The organism is Fretibacterium sp. (assembly GCF_057312375.1).
In genome coordinates this window covers 1-13,986 of the sequence record NZ_DBHLDX010000047.1, presented here as the reverse complement: position 1 = coordinate 13,986, position 13,986 = coordinate 1, and the positions used below count along the sequence as shown (strand labels likewise).

Below are 13,986 nucleotides of genomic sequence, written 5' to 3'. Positions count from 1 at the left end.
GATGGCGAGGTCGACGGGTCCCTCGACCTCCGTGACGTTCCGGTGCACGGGGAGCCCCGATATGACGTCGGCCTTGGGGTTGATGGGATAAATGGCTCCGCCGTAGCCGAAGGACTGGAGGTAGCGGAGCGTCCGCCCCGTCAGGCGCTCCAGGCTCGACGAGGCTCCGATGATGGCGATGCTCTCCGGGGCGAAGAGCTTCCTCAGGGGATGGGACAACAGGGCTTTGTTCGCTTCTTGCATGTGTAGGGTTCCTCCCGTTCGATGACGTCGGCCCAGGAGGGCCGCAAAAGGGCCGCCCTCTGACGAGGACGGCCCTGCATGACGGAGGAGATGGCCTCCAGACGACGTTCGCCGCCGGTGCGGGACGCCAAAGGCCATGCTTTTCCGCATACCGGCCCGAATCCGCGCGGGGGGCGTGCGCTCCCTGCGAAAGGCCGGTCTCCTGGCTCGCTCTCCCTACTCCGGCCCCCTTCCCAGGACGAAAAACGTCCCAGTGGGCACAGCCGGCATTGCCGAGCTTACAGTGGCGGGTCCGCGCCGGTCTTTCACCGGACTTCCCGAACGCCTTTCGAGGTTCAATTGTCTGTCTTCATAACTATACGGCAAAACACGAGATTGTCAAACGAGGAATGCCGGACCAAAACCGAAGGTTAAAAATCGTGGGATCTTGCTCACACTTGCTGCGTAAGAACGTTTCCTTGTCTCTTCTGTCATTTTACTTTTCACCCGTCGGGTGAAAAGTAAAATGACAAGCAGGTGTCCAGAGGACAAGTCCTCTGGTTGGGGCTGGAGCGAAGCCCCAGGGCCTTGCCTGCGGATTTTGGGCCCGCCCGGACGATCGTCGCGATCTCCCGAGGCCCACCGCATTGCAACAGATACCCCTGTTCAGCGCCGCATTTCCATCGTTTCTACCGATCGCATACCCCGTACAACCCCTCCTTTCCGTCAGAGGAATCGACGTTACACTGAAACGCGCAATTTTGGGAGAAGGGCCGCTTGCTGTTTCTCTGCGGTGTGGCCCATTCAGGAAGGGAGTTTTTTTACATGATCGAAAGTCGGTTCAACATTGCGGCGGTCCTGCTGGCCGTGGCGGCATTCCTCTTCGGTGGGAGCACGGCCTACGCGGCAAGCCCGGACATTGCACCCTCGTTGACTTATTCGATGCTCACGCACCAGGAAGAGGGCTTCGAGGCCTCAATCCAGATACCGATCCTCGGCGGGACGGGCAGCTTTGATCTGGAGGCGGCGGTGAACGCCCACGGCCTGGAGGCCTCCGTGGCCCTCTACAAAGACTTCATGTCGAAGATGGCAGAGCTGAAGGCGGAGGGCTCCAAGAACTACGCGCTGACGGCCGGCAGTAGCGTGGCCTCATACGAGGACGGCCTACTGACGCTGGAGCACAGCAGGACCGAGGTCATGGCCTCGTCCGAAACCGTCGTCCGCTACGAGACCATCGAGCTCGGAACTGGACGGGAGCTTGCCCTCTCGGACCTCTTCAAGGACGACGGTTACTCCAAGGCCCTGAGCGGCATCGTCAAAGCCCAGATGAAAGAGCAGATGAAGAAGGACGAGTCGAAGACCTACTTCCTGGACGAACTGGAGAAGAACTTTGAAATCGGCAAGGACCAGCCCTTCTACATCAAGGACGGCGAGCTCATCCTCGTCTTCAACCAGGGGACCGTGGCGCCCTACTCCATGGGGACCTGCACGTTCGTCATCCCCACGAAGGAAATTCAGAGCTCTCTGGCCCAGCAGACCTATTTGAAATAATACGGCTCCGCCCTGGAGCAATCGACATGGCCCTCTGCACTCATATAAGTGCAGAGGGCCATGTCGTGTCTTTTCCTCCGATGCCTCCGTCGGTGTAGCGCATGGGCGACCACCTCCGTACGGCCTTTCTTGCAGGGCATCTCAATCGAGGCTGGCGCGCTCCAGCAGTTGAAGGGTATCATCCGTATCACCAAGGATGTAGAGTACGGCGTTTTCCTTCGCGTAATCGATGGCGCGCCGCCCTTCCTTATCTACCTTCTTTGCGTCTGCGCCCGCTTCGAGCAGAAGTTTCGCCTTCTTCTGAGGGGCCTTTTCATCCAGCAGGGCCCACATAAGAGGCGTTCGTCCGAAGGGGTCGCAGCAGTTCACGTCCGCTCCAGCCTCGATCAAGAGCTTGACAATCTCCGGAGCTAGAGAATGAGCTGCGGCCAGAGATAAAGGGGTTGCACCGAAATTATCCCTCCAAATCCGCGCCAGCCTTAAGCAGAGCTGCAACGACTTCAGGATTACTGTTGTGACAGGCGGCTCCGCTTAACGCTGTCTGGCCATAGCCATCTCCGTCATCGATACCCTCATCCGCCCCGGCCTCGAGCAGGGTGGTGATGACCTTCGGGTCAGGATAATATTCGGCGGCAAGGTGAAGCGGGGTGATGCCATATCGGCCGCAACAGTTGACGTCGGCTCCCGCCTCGACCAAGGTGATAACGATCTTCGGGGCAAGATGGTTGTAGACGGCCCGGTACAGCGGGGTGTCGAACTGTTCGTTTTGGGCGTTGACGTCGGCTCCGGCCTCAATCAGCGCGGTGATGAGCTCCGAGTTGGGATCATGGTTCAAGGCGCAGATCAGTGGGGTGTTGCCATAACTGTTCTTGGCGTTGACATTCGCGCCCCTCTCGATCTGTTCCATGATTTCCTCAACCGTTCCTTTTCGACAGAGCAAGATGAAGTTTTGGTCGGAGAGCGGCTCTGCCGCCGGATCATTCTCCTCCCTATTTTATTAGCATCCTTTGCTCAGTGTGCTCAGGGGGTGAGGCAATGCCCCCGTACATCACCTGGCAGTATAGAAGAAGGGATGCACTGATATCAGTGCATTAGAAGATGTATTTTTATCACGGACGCAGTTTCGCCGGCAGGGGCAGACAGCCAGGACAAAAAGTGGGTTAAAGAAAGGGAATGTGTCATGCAAATCGTTGTCCATAGAAGCGCCGCCCAGATCGGCGGCAACGTCATTGAGGTCAGGAGCCGAAACACGAGGGTGATCTTGGACGCCGGGAGGGAACTGCCGCCCCTTGACGGTTCGCGGCGCGCCGACCGGATGGAGGTCGAAGGGCTGACGTTTGGTAAGAGAGCCTTCGACGCCGTATTCCTCAGCCACCATCACGGCGACCACTGCGGGCTTCTCGATCGCCTGCTCCCGGATATCCCGGTGTACGCGGGGCGCAGGACGTCCCATGTGCTCGACGTCATCGCGGACTTCACCGGTGGCGCCAAACGCCGCACCCGCCCCCTGGAGGCGGATACCGTTCGCGTGGGGGACCTCACGGTCACACCCATCTCCGTGGAACATTCCTCGCACGAGGCCTTCATGTTCCTGATTCAGGATGAAGGTCGGGACGAGAGGAAACGGGGCAAAAGCGTCCTCTACACCGGCGATTATCGAAACGTGGACGGCGCCGTGGAGCGGCTGCGGGAGAGGGTCGGCGCGGAGGGGCTTGACCTCCTGATCACGGAGGGTACCAACGTTGCCGTGGAGAGTCCGCTCTTTCGGGACGAGGATGCGGTTGCCGCTGCGGCCGAAAAGCTGATGGCCGAGTGCGGAGGGACGGTCTTCGTCCTCTGCTCCTCGACGAACGAGCCCCGCGTCCGCGCGCTGCACGCGGCCTGCGCCAGGGCAGGACGGACCCCCTGCCACGACCTCTTCATGAGCGCGGTGCGCTCCCTCCTGGCCCCTGCGGACCCCCAGCCCCCGATGCGCTTTGTCGCCGGTCGCGTCGCCCCGGAGCGCCCGGAAAAATTTTCTCACTTCAAAGCGTTCTATGACAGGCGCCAACTCGTTGGGGCGGAAAGACTCGCGAAACGTCCGGAGAGGCTGACGGTATTCGTCCGAACATCGATGTTCCCCCGCTTTGAAGGAGGGAGCTCCTTCATGACCCGCTTTCTTCGGGAGCGCGGCGGGGAGGGGCACGCGCTGATCTACTCCCTGTGGGGCGGCTACAAGCGGACCGAGCACATGCGGTCCGTGCTGGATTTCTGCGCAGAGCGGGGGATACCCATAACGGACATCCACTCCAGTGGTCACGCCTCGAACGAGGCGATCCGGAATTTCGTCGCGGAGGCTGCACCTCGGGCACTCATCCCGATTCATTGTGCCCCGGAGGATCGGGAGCGCTTCCGTGCCCTGCACGAGAACTGCATCCTCCTCCGGGATGGAGAGGCGTGGGCGGTCGAATGATTCCGTGCAGCGAAGCTGAGGGAGTTGGAAAGACAAGTGCCCCGCTGAACCTTAGTCAAGCAAGAGGACAGAGGAAGCGAAAGGATCGCCAACTTAAAACGGACCGTTTTTTGCCCGCGCTTCTCGTCCCTGCGGATTGGGGGGAAATCGCACTTGCCTAAAAGCCCTTTTGGTGGTATCGTATCCGAAATTGAATGAAAAAGCGATGAAGAGGACAATTCGCCCTGTCCTGCGCGTTTGCGCGGGGCGGATATCCAGAGAGGCACGCCGTAGGCTGAGAGGCGCGCTATATCCGGAAGCAGGACGAAACCCCCTCCGAGCTGGCGTCGAGGCTTGATCTCTTTTTGTGTGGAGAGGGAGATAAGACGTCGGGGTCCGCCCCTCACAGCGGGCTTAAGTGCCGGCCCTTCGAGGCCGGAAGTGGAGTGGAACCGCGAACGTGTGCCCACGTCGTCTCCTGTGTGTGAGATGACGCGGGCACTTTTTTTGTTTCTTGGACCGACGCCTCGAAAGGGATGTGCCGTTGGTCTGCCCTGGTCGGTACGTTGCGCGGTTCGGCTGGCGATTGCGAAGTTTGCTCCGCAGGGCGGAGCTGCTTTAGAATTCAAGAGGGGGATGGGAACATGCTGAAGTTCGAGGGAAGCAACGGAAAGTCCTGTGAGTTTGACCGGGAGAGCGTGAGGGCGTCCGAGGTTCTGGAGGCGCTTGGCCTGCAGAAGAAGGCGATCGCCGCAAAGCTGGACGGCACGGCGGTGGATTTGAACCGCGAGGTCAGCACTGGCGGGAGAATGGAGCCCTTGACGGCGGCCGACGAGGAGGGCCTTGACGTCCTGCGCCACAGCTGCGCGCACCTCATGGCTCAGGCCATCGAGAGGCTCTATCCGGGGACGCACTTCGGCATCGGCCCCTGCATCAAGGATGGCTTCTACTACGACGTGGACGCGACGGGGACCATCACGGAGCAGGACCTGCCTGCCATCGAGGCGGAGATGAGGAAGCTGGCCGGCGCGGCCGAGAAGGTCGAGCGGGAGGAGATGCGGCGCGAGGACGCTCTGAAGTTCTTCAAGGACCGGGGCGACCCCTATAAGGAAGAGCTCATCTCCGAGCTGGAGGCGCCGACGGTGTCCCTCTACCGTCAGGGGGACTACGTGGACCTGTGCCGCGGGCCTCACGTGCCGGACACGTCCGTCATCCGGAACTTCAAGCTGCTCTCCGTGGCCGGCGCCTACTGGCGCGGGAGCGAGAAGAACAAGATGCTGACCCGCATCTACGGCACGGCCTTCGCGACGCCCGACGAGCTGAAGGCCTACCTGAAGCGCATGGAGGAGGCGAAGCTGCGGGACCACCGCAAGCTGGGCCGCGAGCTTGACCTGTTCAGCCTGCACGAGGAGGGGCCCGGCTTCCCGTTCTTCCACCCGAAGGGGATGGTCGTGATGAACACGCTCATCGACTTCTGGCGCCGCGAACACGTCCGCCGCGGCTACCAGGAGGTCCGGACGCCCCAGATCCTGGACCGCGAGCTGTGGCTCCGCTCCGGCCACTGGGACCACTACCGCGAGAACATGTACTTCACGGAGATCGACGAAAAGCCCTTCGCCATCAAGCCGATGAACTGTCCGGGCGGTATCCTGATCTACAAGACGCAGCTGCACAGCTACCGCGAGCTGCCCATGCGCATCGGGGAGCTGGGCGTCGTCCACCGCCACGAGCGCAGCGGCGTACTGCACGGGCTGATGCGCGTGCGCTGCTTCACGCAGGACGACGCGCACATCTACTGTGAGCCCAGCCAGATACAGCAGGAGGTCATGGGCATCATGGACCTGTGCCGCTATGTCTACAGCGACGTCTTCGGGTTCAAGTACGCCGTGGAGCTCTCGACGAAGCCGGAGAACGCGATGGGGAGCGCGGAACAGTGGGAGGCTGCGGAGAACGGCCTGAGGGCCGCGCTGGAGCAGTCCAACACGCCCTATCGCGTCAACGAGGGCGACGGCGCCTTCTATGGTCCGAAGATCGACTTCCACCTTGAGGACTGCATCGGCCGCACCTGGCAGTGCGGGACGATCCAGCTGGACTTCCAGATGCCGGAGCGCTTCGACATGCACTACATTGCGGAGGATGGGAAGGAGCATCGGCCCGTCATGCTGCACCGCACGATCCTGGGCAGCCTGGAGCGCTTTATGGGCATCCTCATCGAGCACTTCGCGGGCGCCTTCCCCTACTGGATCGCGCCCGTGCAGGTGGAGCTGATCCCCATCTCCGAGGCGCACCGCGCCTACGCTGAGGAGCTGAGGAAGGAGCTCATGAGCTGGGGCGTGCGGACGGAAACGGACAGCCGCGACGAGAAGCTGGGCAAGCGCATCCGTGACGCACAGCTGCAGAAGGTGCCCTACATGGTCGTGATCGGGGACAAAGAGCGCGACGAGCATCAGGTCGCGGTGCGCGAGCGCACGAAGGGCGACCTGGGCAGCATGTCCCTTGAGGCGTTCCGAAAGCTCCTGAGCGCGGAGTTCAACCCCATCCATTGACGCAATCGTCCTGAGCGGGGACGGAGGGGACCGGGAGGGAACAGCGCCCGGTCCCTCGCTTATTGCCCGACCGGAGACTCGGTCCTCGTCGGCTCTTCTGAAGTGCGTTGACTTCCCCGAACGAAGCACATAAAATGAAGGGCGCAGTGTTGTCGAAAGGGGCGTTGTTGGCCCCTTTCGGCCTGCGCATCCGAAAGTATCGAGCTGGAGGTGAGTTTATGGACGGCGGCGGCAGTCAAAGCGACGGACAAGGCGTTCCCTTATCGCCCAGAATCGCGTGGCCCGGCGCTGTTCGCACCTGACCGCCGGCCCCGGAAAACGCGGAACGCCATCGTCCCTCCCCGTGCGGCGCAGCCGAGGGGTTCATCCCTTCTGCCTTGCGCCCACATTGCAGCGGCCCCGACGAGGGTCCGCTCATTGCCTTTAGTCTTTTAAAGAGGAGGCGTGGGACCAATGGACAATACGCGCACCATCCCTGCCGAGGAGAGCGCCTCCACGGCACAGCACCCCAACTACGAGGAGAGGATCGCCCAGGTGGTGCGGGGCAACCTGACCCCGAAGATCATGCGGGAACAGCTCCTCACCTATCACGAGAACGACATCGCCGCCGCCCTGGACCTCTTGAAGAAGGAGGACCGCTACCGACTTTACAGCGTCCTGAATCCGGAAACCCTGGCGGACGTCCTGGAGTACTCCGAGAGGATCAACGAGTACGTCGGCGAACTCAACCTCAGAAAGAGGGCGGAGGTGCTGGCTCACCTTGAGCCCTCGGTGGCCGTCGATTACCTCCAGGAGGTCGAGAAGGGGGAGCGCGCCGCCATCATCGACCTGATGCCGGACGACGCGAAGCAGGAGATATCCCTCCTGAGCTCCTTTGACGAGGACGAGATCGGCAGCCGGATGACGACGAACTTCGTCATGATCCACATGGGGATCAGCGTGCGCCAGGCGATGCGCGAGCTGGTGGAGCAGGCTGCGGACAACGACAACATCTCCACGATCTACGTGGCGGACGACGACGGGATCTTTGCGGGCGCCATCGACCTGAAGTCCCTGATCATCGCGCGGGAGGGGACGGAGCTGGAGTCCATCATCATGACCTCCTACCCCTACGTCTACGCGAACGAATTGATCGAGGACTGCATCGAGCGCATCAAGGACTACTCCGAGGACTCGATCCCCGTGCTGGACCAGGAGAACCGGCTGAAGGGAGTCCTCACGGCGCAGGACGTGGCCGAGCTCATCGACGATGAGATGGGGGAGGACTACGCCAGGCTGGCCGGTCTGACGGCGGAGGAGGACCTTCAGGAGCCTCTCTCAATGAGCATCGTCAAACGCCTGCCCTGGCTCCTGGTGCTGCTGGGGCTGGGGCTGGTGGTGTCGAGCGTCGTGGGCCTCTTTGAGGCGGTCGCCGCGGGGCTGACGATCATCGTCGCCTTCCAGTCGCTCATCCTGGACATGGCGGGCAACGTCGGAACCCAGTCCCTCGCCGTCACCATCCGCGTCCTGATGGACGACCAGTGTACCGGGCGGCAGAAGCTCTACCTCGTCGCGAAGGAGGCGAAGATAGGGCTCTGCAACGGACTGATCCTGGGGACCCTTTCGATCCTCTTCATCGGCCTCTACCTCTTCCTCATCAAGGGGGAGGCGGCGCACTTCGCGTTCTCGATCTCGCTCTGCGCCGGGGTGGCTCTGGCTCTCTCCATGTCCTTGTCCAGTATCTCCGGGACGACGATCCCCATCCTCTTCAAAGGGCTTGGCGTGGACCCGGCCGTGGCGTCGGGGCCGCTCATCACGACGGTCAACGACCTGATCGCCGTGGTGACGTACTACGGTCTGGCCGAGGGGCTCCTTCGCGGGTTTTTGGGGGGCTGAGGCCTTTTTGGCCTGGCGCAGGGTCCGCAAGCAAAGAGCAGCGCCCGGCTTCCATGGAGCCGGGCGCTGCTTCAGGCGTAGCGAACGTCCTCGCTCTGAGTGGCGGTGGCCCCCTGGGGAGCCGGCTTGCCCCTGGCGGCGAAGAGGACGCTGATGAGGATCAGGGCCGCGCCGGCGTAGCCTCTGGCGTCCAGCGTCTCCCGAAGAAAGAGAAAGGCGAGGAGCGCGGAGAACACGGGCTCCATGGCGAAGAGCAGCCCTGCGTGCTCCGGCGTCGTGTACCTTTGGGCCACGGGCTGAAGGACGAAGCCGAAGGCGCTGCAGAGGAGGGCGAGCCCTAGGACCGCGGCCCACTGGACGGCGTTCGCCGGCCAGGCAGGGACCTCCAGCAGGAAGGAGGCGACGAATCCCAACAGGGCCGCGAAGGCGAGCTGCCAGACCCCCAGGAGAAGCCCGTCCTCCTGGCGTGTAAAGACGTCCGTCAGGAGGATTTGACAGGCGTACAGCAGGGCTCCGCCCAGGCAGAGGAGCTCGCCCCATTGCAACGTCATGGCGTCCCGAAGGGTCAGGAGGCCAATGCCGGCCATCACCGCAGCCGTCCCGACCACGGTAGCGGCGTCAGGGACCCTCCGCCGGAAGATCGCCTGGAGGAGGGGGACGAACACGACCGTCGCGCTGGTCAGGAACCCCGCTGCGGAGGCCGAGGTGGTCCTGAGCCCGTACATCAGGAAGGCGAAGAGCCCGAACAGGAAAAGCCCAAGGATCGCTCCGCGCCGGAGGGTGCGTGGCGTGGTGCGGTGAATCTGCCGCGCGAAGATCGGCGCCACGGTCAGGAAGGCGATGCCGAAGCGCAGTGCGATCATCGAAAGGGGCGGGATTCCCTCAAGCCCCATCTTCATCAGGAGGTAGGAACTTCCCCACGCCATGGCCACCAGCCCCAGCGCTGCGTCTGCCCTCTGCTGCGTCCAGCGGATTCCCCGCTGTCCTGCCACAAAACTCGCCAGCGTCCTCATGTTCATCGCTCCTTTTGCCCCGAACGACCGAAAAGAGCCCAGACTGTGGGCCCCTTTCCTCGTTTTCCTGCACCGACCGGCTCGATCGTCTTTGAATCAATGATAGAGGACGGCTTGTTATTTTGAAATAGAATGTTTATACTGCTTAACAATACATCGTGTAATGGGTGAGGCCATGGAATCGACGTTCAATCGTTACGAGGTGTTCCTTAAGGTGGCGGAGCTCGGCAACATCACGCGGGCTGCGGAGGTGCTGAACTACACCCAGTCCGGGGTGAGCCACTCCATCGCGGCCCTGGAGAGGGAGGCGGGGTTCCCCCTGTTCCTGAGGGGCAGCGGCGGCGTCGCGCTGACGGAGAGGGGGCGGCGGCTCCTCGCTCCCGTTCAGGAGCTGGTGAACCGTCAGCGAAACCTGGCCCAGGCCATTCACGAAATCAACGACGTGGTCTGCGGCACGCTGCGCCTCGGCACCTTTACGAGCGTGTCGGCCCAATGGCTTCCCTGGATCATCAGGGACTTTCAAAGAAGCTGCCCCGGAGTGGAGTTCGATCTGCGGGCGGGGGACTACGACGAGATCGGCGACTGGATCCGGCGGGAGAAGATCGACTGCGGGTTCCTCTCTGCGCCTGTGCCGGAGGGGCTGTCCTTCCGGCCCCTGAAGGAGGACCCCATGAAGGTGATCCTCCCCCAGGGGCATCCCCTTGCGGAGCGCGAAAGCCTGACCCTCCCGGAGATCGCGCAGGAGCCCTTCATCATCCCGATGAAGGGCTCGGACAACGACATACAGGCGTTGCTGCGCCGGGCGGGGGTTTCCGTGCGCGTCCGTTACGCGCTGAACGACGAGTTCTCCGTCATGTCCATGGTGGAGCACGGCTTCGGCGTCAGCATCATGCCGGAGCTGATCCTGCGAAACTTCCGCTTCAACCTTCTGAGCCGGGACCTCTCTCCCGAAGCGCACCGGACGCTGGGCATTGCGTCGTTGCCTTCGGAGAGGGTATCCGTCGTGGGGCGAACCTTCATCCGATACCTGTCGGGGCCCGCTGTGGACCTGCTGAGGCTGTAGGCGTGGCGAGGGCCGCGCGTCATGCGGCGGGGTTCACGTGGATCATGATGTGCTTGACTCCGGGGAAGCGCTGCTCCACGCGGAGGTGGACGCGTTCCGCCACGGAGTGGGCCTTTCGGAGGGACTCGTCGCCGTCCACCGCGATCTCGAGGTCCACGTAGACCCTGTTGCCGAAACGTCTGGTGCGGAGCAGATCGACGCGCACCACGCCCTCCTGCGCGGCGATGAAGTCCGCCAGTTCCCGGTCGTAGCTCCTGCCGCAGGAGGTGTCCAGCAATTGCCCCAAAGCGTCCCGGGTCGTCCTGAGGGCAACGGCTACGATCACGAGGCAGATCACGACGCCGGCGGCGGGGTCCAGCGCGGGATAGCCCATCCTGGCGCCGGCGATGCCGATGAGCGATCCGATGGAAGAGAGCGCGTCCGACCGGTGGTGCCATGCGTCCGCCATGAAGGCCGCGGAGTTGAGGCGCAGGGCGCAGCGCCGCGTGTACCAGTACATCGCTTCCTTGACGGCGATGGACACGACCGCCGCCACGAGGGCGATGAGGCCGGGGCTGCCGCGCCTCGCGTCGTTTCCCGACAGAAGGTCCTCAAGGCCCGCCTTTCCGATCAGCCCTCCCGTCGCCAGCAGGATCAAGCCCAGGAGGAGGGTTGCGACGCTCTCAAATCGTTCGTGCCCGTAAGGGTGGTCGTCGTCCGCCGCCCGCTTTGAGAGGAGCACTCCGACGAGGGCGATGAGCGTGGCGAGGACGTCCGAGAGGGAGTGAGCCGCGTCCGAGACCATGGCGCTCGATCGCCCTGCGACGCCCGCGAACAGCTTGAACGCCGAGAGCGCCGCGTTGCCGGCGATCCCCATCAGGGAGAGGCGTCGGACGACGCCCCTCTCGTCATGGAGGCTTGCCCTCCTTGTCCCCTTCATCGCCGTTTCTCCGCTCGCTGTCATATCAGAGCCTCCGTTCCGCCGCCCGTGCGGCTGTGTGATCTCTCCTCTATGGCACTCCGTTCGGGGTATCGGGATAGAAAGAGGCGCACCCGCGGAACGTTCGACACTGTCCCGCAGATGCGCCGGTTTTAACCGTGCTCTGCTGCCGCTCACTTCGCGGCCCGGCCCCATGCCCCCATCCAAACGGGGGCATCGCCTGCTCAGTTTGTACTGTCGACCTCGCATCCTACCCCATTCAAAGAGAAAAGGGCGAGGATGTAATGCAGTGCAAAGAGATTACTGACATTATATGGGTCCGCTTGCGATCCGTCAACGGCTGCTTGAAGCCCAACCCCACAGGAGGCAAAGTTCTTAGAACGCACGCTGGGTCAGGCTTACACGTTTTCTGCTGCACCTGACGGGCAGGATTGAAAGACCTGCCGATGATGCGCTTCATCCTCAATGAATCTGTCGCAACCTGCGGATCGGGTGGGAAATACCAGCCTTGACAGTCTCGAGGGGCATTTATAGAATGACAACGATTTAGACTTTACCAATAACGCTTCATTGAAGAAGGGGAATTGTCATTCGTTGCCATGATGCTGCGAAGCGGTGCGGCGGGTGCATGTGCCTCATTGTGCGGTGCATGGAAGACCGTGCTCCCTCTCTTCGGGGTGGCGTTTCTCCTTAATGGGAGAGGCCACATTGTTGCCGGGAACCTATGTGTAGGATCGCGAAGGCAAGCGGTTTGGCGTTCAAAGACGAAAAGGGAGGTTTTTTGAAGATGAAACGGACAGTACGGTTCTTCCTTTTGGCGGTCCTGTTGTTCTGTCTGCTGTTCCCCGCGGGGACGGCCCTTGCGGTGACGAAGGTGCAGATCGTGGAGTACAAGTGTCGGGTGTGCGACAAGCTGTTTTACAACTTCAAAGGGGAGAAAGTGAGCGATAATGAGCTTGCGAAACAGGATGAACAGCTCGCTAAACTGTCGCAGCTGGCCGAACGTGGGAAGCGGCTCGAGGAGTGCCGGGGAGGCTACAAGTCGCACGTCCTCGATAAAACACGCGAGGGCGAGGCCACGATGGAGTTCATCTCCAAGAACCTGCAGCGGTTCTTCATCGTGAAGGACAGCGGAACTCTGAACGGGTCTTTGATGGAGTGGGAGTGTTTCATCTGCAAAAAACCCTTCTACTCCCTGAACCGAGAAAACCTTAACATCAAGGAATGGGACGAGCAGCAGAATTACCTCTTTAATCTGAAAGGGCGCCCCATATACCGGTGCAAGGACGGCTATTACGGACATGTCTTCATGCTCAAGAAGGAGAGCAGCTGCAAGTCCGAGGAACTTGCTGTCGTCGTGAACGACTTGTACTGGTCCAAGTAGGCTGCCGAATCTTTGAGAGGTGAATGGTATGCGTTCGAAAAAACTTTACGCCGTGCTGATGATGTCGGTTTTGCTCACCGTCGTTGGACGGGAGGGCCAGGCCGCGCTCCCGCAGAACTACCAGGAGTTCAAGGCCCGCTATCAGCAGGAGGGCAGGACGCCGGAGGGTGCAGTGAAACTGTACTTTGAGGCCGTGTTCTGCTACATCGACGAGGCGACGCGGGCCGAGGGCTCGAAGATGCTGCGCTACGCCCTGCACTACGACAGGCCGATCGAACAGTCGTACAACCTGACCACGTTCGTGGAGCGCCTGAGGGACCCCGAGATGCACCACATCTTCCGCGGCTTCGCGGAAGGAACCTCGCCCGAGAACGATTACCGGATGTCGCCGGACAATTTCAATCTCGTCGTAGGCAAGAAGGTGCAGGAACAGGGATACCTTAGAGTCTTCCTGCAAAACTCCGGGGCCGACAGCCCCAGGGCCGTGTGGATGAAGGAGTTCGACGGCCTGTGGTACATGATCAACAACGCCGGCACCTATGTCCAGGTCCGCCCGCCCAAGGCCTTCATCGATCGCACGAAGAACGCGCACGACGCGGACTATGACGCCGCAGAAACGCCCAAGGAACAAAGCGAGGCCAATGCCGGCAACCCGTCGGAGGAGAATGAGCCTTCTCCAACCCCAGATCCCTCGGATAAGGGGGAATCGACTGAGAACGACGAGGGACTCGTCTTCAAGTAGGCAAGGAGAACCCGTGGTCACGGCTGCGGACTTGTCCGAAGCGAAAGGGGAAGTGTCGAGCAGGGGCACAACGGCGGTGCACCAAGTACCGGCAAAAGGGGACGGCCTGAAGGCCGTCCCCTTAGCTGTCGAAAAGGTCCAATCATAGTGGACCCCAAGTAAGATGGCGGTTCAGATTTTTAATGAAGGGCTCCTCGCTTTTTTAAGTGGGTAGGCCTATCTGTAGCTTACCCGCGATGA

At 61.7% G+C, this 13,986-nt stretch carries 12 protein-coding genes and 2 riboswitches; of the genes, 7 read left to right on the top strand and 5 right to left on the bottom strand.

Annotation, left to right across the window (positions count from 1 at the left end):
- On the bottom strand, positions 1-243 hold a 243-nt coding region (locus tag ACO41U_RS07720; RefSeq protein ID WP_485942912.1), incomplete at its 3' end, for a CoA-binding protein.
- A 175-nt stretch (positions 244-418) separates the two neighbouring features.
- A riboswitch (cobalamin riboswitch) is annotated at positions 419-587 on the bottom strand.
- A gap of 460 nt (positions 588-1,047) precedes the next feature.
- Between ACO41U_RS07720 and ACO41U_RS07715 the strand changes: the two genes are divergently transcribed.
- Positions 1,048-1,773, top strand: a complete 726-nt coding sequence (locus tag ACO41U_RS07715; protein ID WP_485942910.1) for an RsiV family protein — start codon at positions 1,048-1,050, stop codon at positions 1,771-1,773.
- Positions 1,774-1,914: 141 nt separating this feature from the next.
- On the opposite strand, the gene ACO41U_RS07710 is transcribed toward ACO41U_RS07715, so the two are convergent.
- Both ACO41U_RS07710 and ACO41U_RS07705 read right to left on the bottom strand, forming a co-directional pair.
- On the bottom strand, positions 1,915-2,268 hold the full coding sequence (locus ACO41U_RS07710; protein WP_485942908.1) for an ankyrin repeat domain-containing protein: 354 nt from the start codon (positions 2,266-2,268) through the stop codon (positions 1,915-1,917).
- Positions 2,228-2,713 (bottom strand): ankyrin repeat domain-containing protein, encoded by a 486-nt coding sequence (locus tag ACO41U_RS07705; protein WP_485942906.1) that lies wholly within the window; start codon positions 2,711-2,713, stop codon positions 2,228-2,230. The genes ACO41U_RS07710 and ACO41U_RS07705 overlap by 41 nt, the downstream gene beginning before the upstream one ends.
- 240 nt (positions 2,714-2,953) lie before the next feature.
- On the opposite strand from ACO41U_RS07705, the gene ACO41U_RS07700 reads away from it, so the two are divergent.
- The 3 genes from ACO41U_RS07700 to mgtE all read left to right on the top strand — a co-directional run bounded on the left by ACO41U_RS07700 (position 2,954) and on the right by mgtE (position 8,625).
- Entirely contained in the window at positions 2,954-4,225 is a 1,272-nt protein-coding gene (locus ACO41U_RS07700; RefSeq protein WP_485942904.1) for an MBL fold metallo-hydrolase, read from the top strand.
- A 623-nt stretch (positions 4,226-4,848) separates the two neighbouring features.
- On the top strand, positions 4,849-6,750 hold the full coding sequence (thrS, locus tag ACO41U_RS07695; RefSeq protein ID WP_485942902.1) for a threonine--tRNA ligase: 1,902 nt from the start codon (positions 4,849-4,851) through the stop codon (positions 6,748-6,750).
- Positions 6,751-7,203: 453 nt separating this feature from the next.
- A complete protein-coding gene (mgtE, locus tag ACO41U_RS07690) occupies positions 7,204-8,625 on the top strand; it encodes a magnesium transporter (RefSeq protein WP_485942900.1) in 1,422 nt (473 codons plus the stop codon).
- A gap of 71 nt (positions 8,626-8,696) precedes the next feature.
- On the opposite strand, the gene ACO41U_RS07685 is transcribed toward mgtE, so the two are convergent.
- Positions 8,697-9,638, bottom strand: a complete 942-nt coding sequence (locus tag ACO41U_RS07685; protein WP_485942898.1) for a DMT family transporter — start codon at positions 9,636-9,638, stop codon at positions 8,697-8,699.
- 175 nt (positions 9,639-9,813) lie between these two features.
- Between ACO41U_RS07685 and ACO41U_RS07680 the strand changes: the two genes are divergently transcribed.
- Positions 9,814-10,701, top strand: coding sequence for a LysR family transcriptional regulator (locus ACO41U_RS07680; RefSeq protein WP_485942896.1), 888 nt, complete (start codon positions 9,814-9,816; stop codon positions 10,699-10,701).
- A gap of 19 nt (positions 10,702-10,720) precedes the next feature.
- On the opposite strand, the gene ACO41U_RS07675 is transcribed toward ACO41U_RS07680, so the two are convergent.
- A complete protein-coding gene (locus ACO41U_RS07675) occupies positions 10,721-11,620 on the bottom strand; it encodes a cation diffusion facilitator family transporter (protein WP_485942894.1) in 900 nt (299 codons plus the stop codon).
- Between the two features lie 128 nt (positions 11,621-11,748).
- A riboswitch (NiCo riboswitch) is annotated at positions 11,749-11,858 on the bottom strand.
- 549 nt (positions 11,859-12,407) lie between these two features.
- On the opposite strand from ACO41U_RS07675, the gene ACO41U_RS07670 reads away from it, so the two are divergent.
- Together ACO41U_RS07670 and ACO41U_RS07665 are read left to right on the top strand one after the other, a co-directional pair.
- Positions 12,408-13,004 carry a hypothetical protein gene (locus tag ACO41U_RS07670; RefSeq protein ID WP_298779115.1) on the top strand — a complete coding sequence of 199 codons (597 nt, stop codon included), beginning with the start codon at positions 12,408-12,410 and terminating at the stop codon, positions 13,002-13,004.
- A gap of 28 nt (positions 13,005-13,032) precedes the next feature.
- A complete protein-coding gene (locus ACO41U_RS07665) occupies positions 13,033-13,746 on the top strand; it encodes a DUF6935 domain-containing protein (protein WP_485942892.1) in 714 nt (237 codons plus the stop codon).
- Positions 13,747-13,986: the final 240 nt, after the last annotated feature.

What these genes read in the sequence shown, in the direction of transcription:
- ACO41U_RS07700 (WP_485942904.1), top strand. Translation starts at nt 2,954, where the DNA reads ATGCAAATCGTTGTCCATAGAAGCGCCGCCCAGATCGGCGGCAACGTC.
- ACO41U_RS07715 (WP_485942910.1), top strand. Translation starts at nt 1,048, where the DNA reads ATGATCGAAAGTCGGTTCAACATTGCGGCGGTCCTGCTGGCCGTGGCG.
- ACO41U_RS07680 (WP_485942896.1), top strand. Translation starts at nt 9,814, where the DNA reads ATGGAATCGACGTTCAATCGTTACGAGGTGTTCCTTAAGGTGGCGGAG.
- ACO41U_RS07675 (WP_485942894.1), bottom strand. Translation starts at nt 11,620, where the DNA reads ATGAAGGGGACAAGGAGGGCAAGCCTCCATGACGAGAGGGGCGTCGTC.
- ACO41U_RS07670 (WP_298779115.1), top strand. Translation starts at nt 12,408, where the DNA reads ATGAAACGGACAGTACGGTTCTTCCTTTTGGCGGTCCTGTTGTTCTGT.
- ACO41U_RS07685 (WP_485942898.1), bottom strand. Translation starts at nt 9,638, where the DNA reads ATGAGGACGCTGGCGAGTTTTGTGGCAGGACAGCGGGGAATCCGCTGG.
- mgtE (WP_485942900.1), top strand. Translation starts at nt 7,204, where the DNA reads ATGGACAATACGCGCACCATCCCTGCCGAGGAGAGCGCCTCCACGGCA.
- ACO41U_RS07665 (WP_485942892.1), top strand. Translation starts at nt 13,033, where the DNA reads ATGCGTTCGAAAAAACTTTACGCCGTGCTGATGATGTCGGTTTTGCTC.
- thrS (WP_485942902.1), top strand. Translation starts at nt 4,849, where the DNA reads ATGCTGAAGTTCGAGGGAAGCAACGGAAAGTCCTGTGAGTTTGACCGG.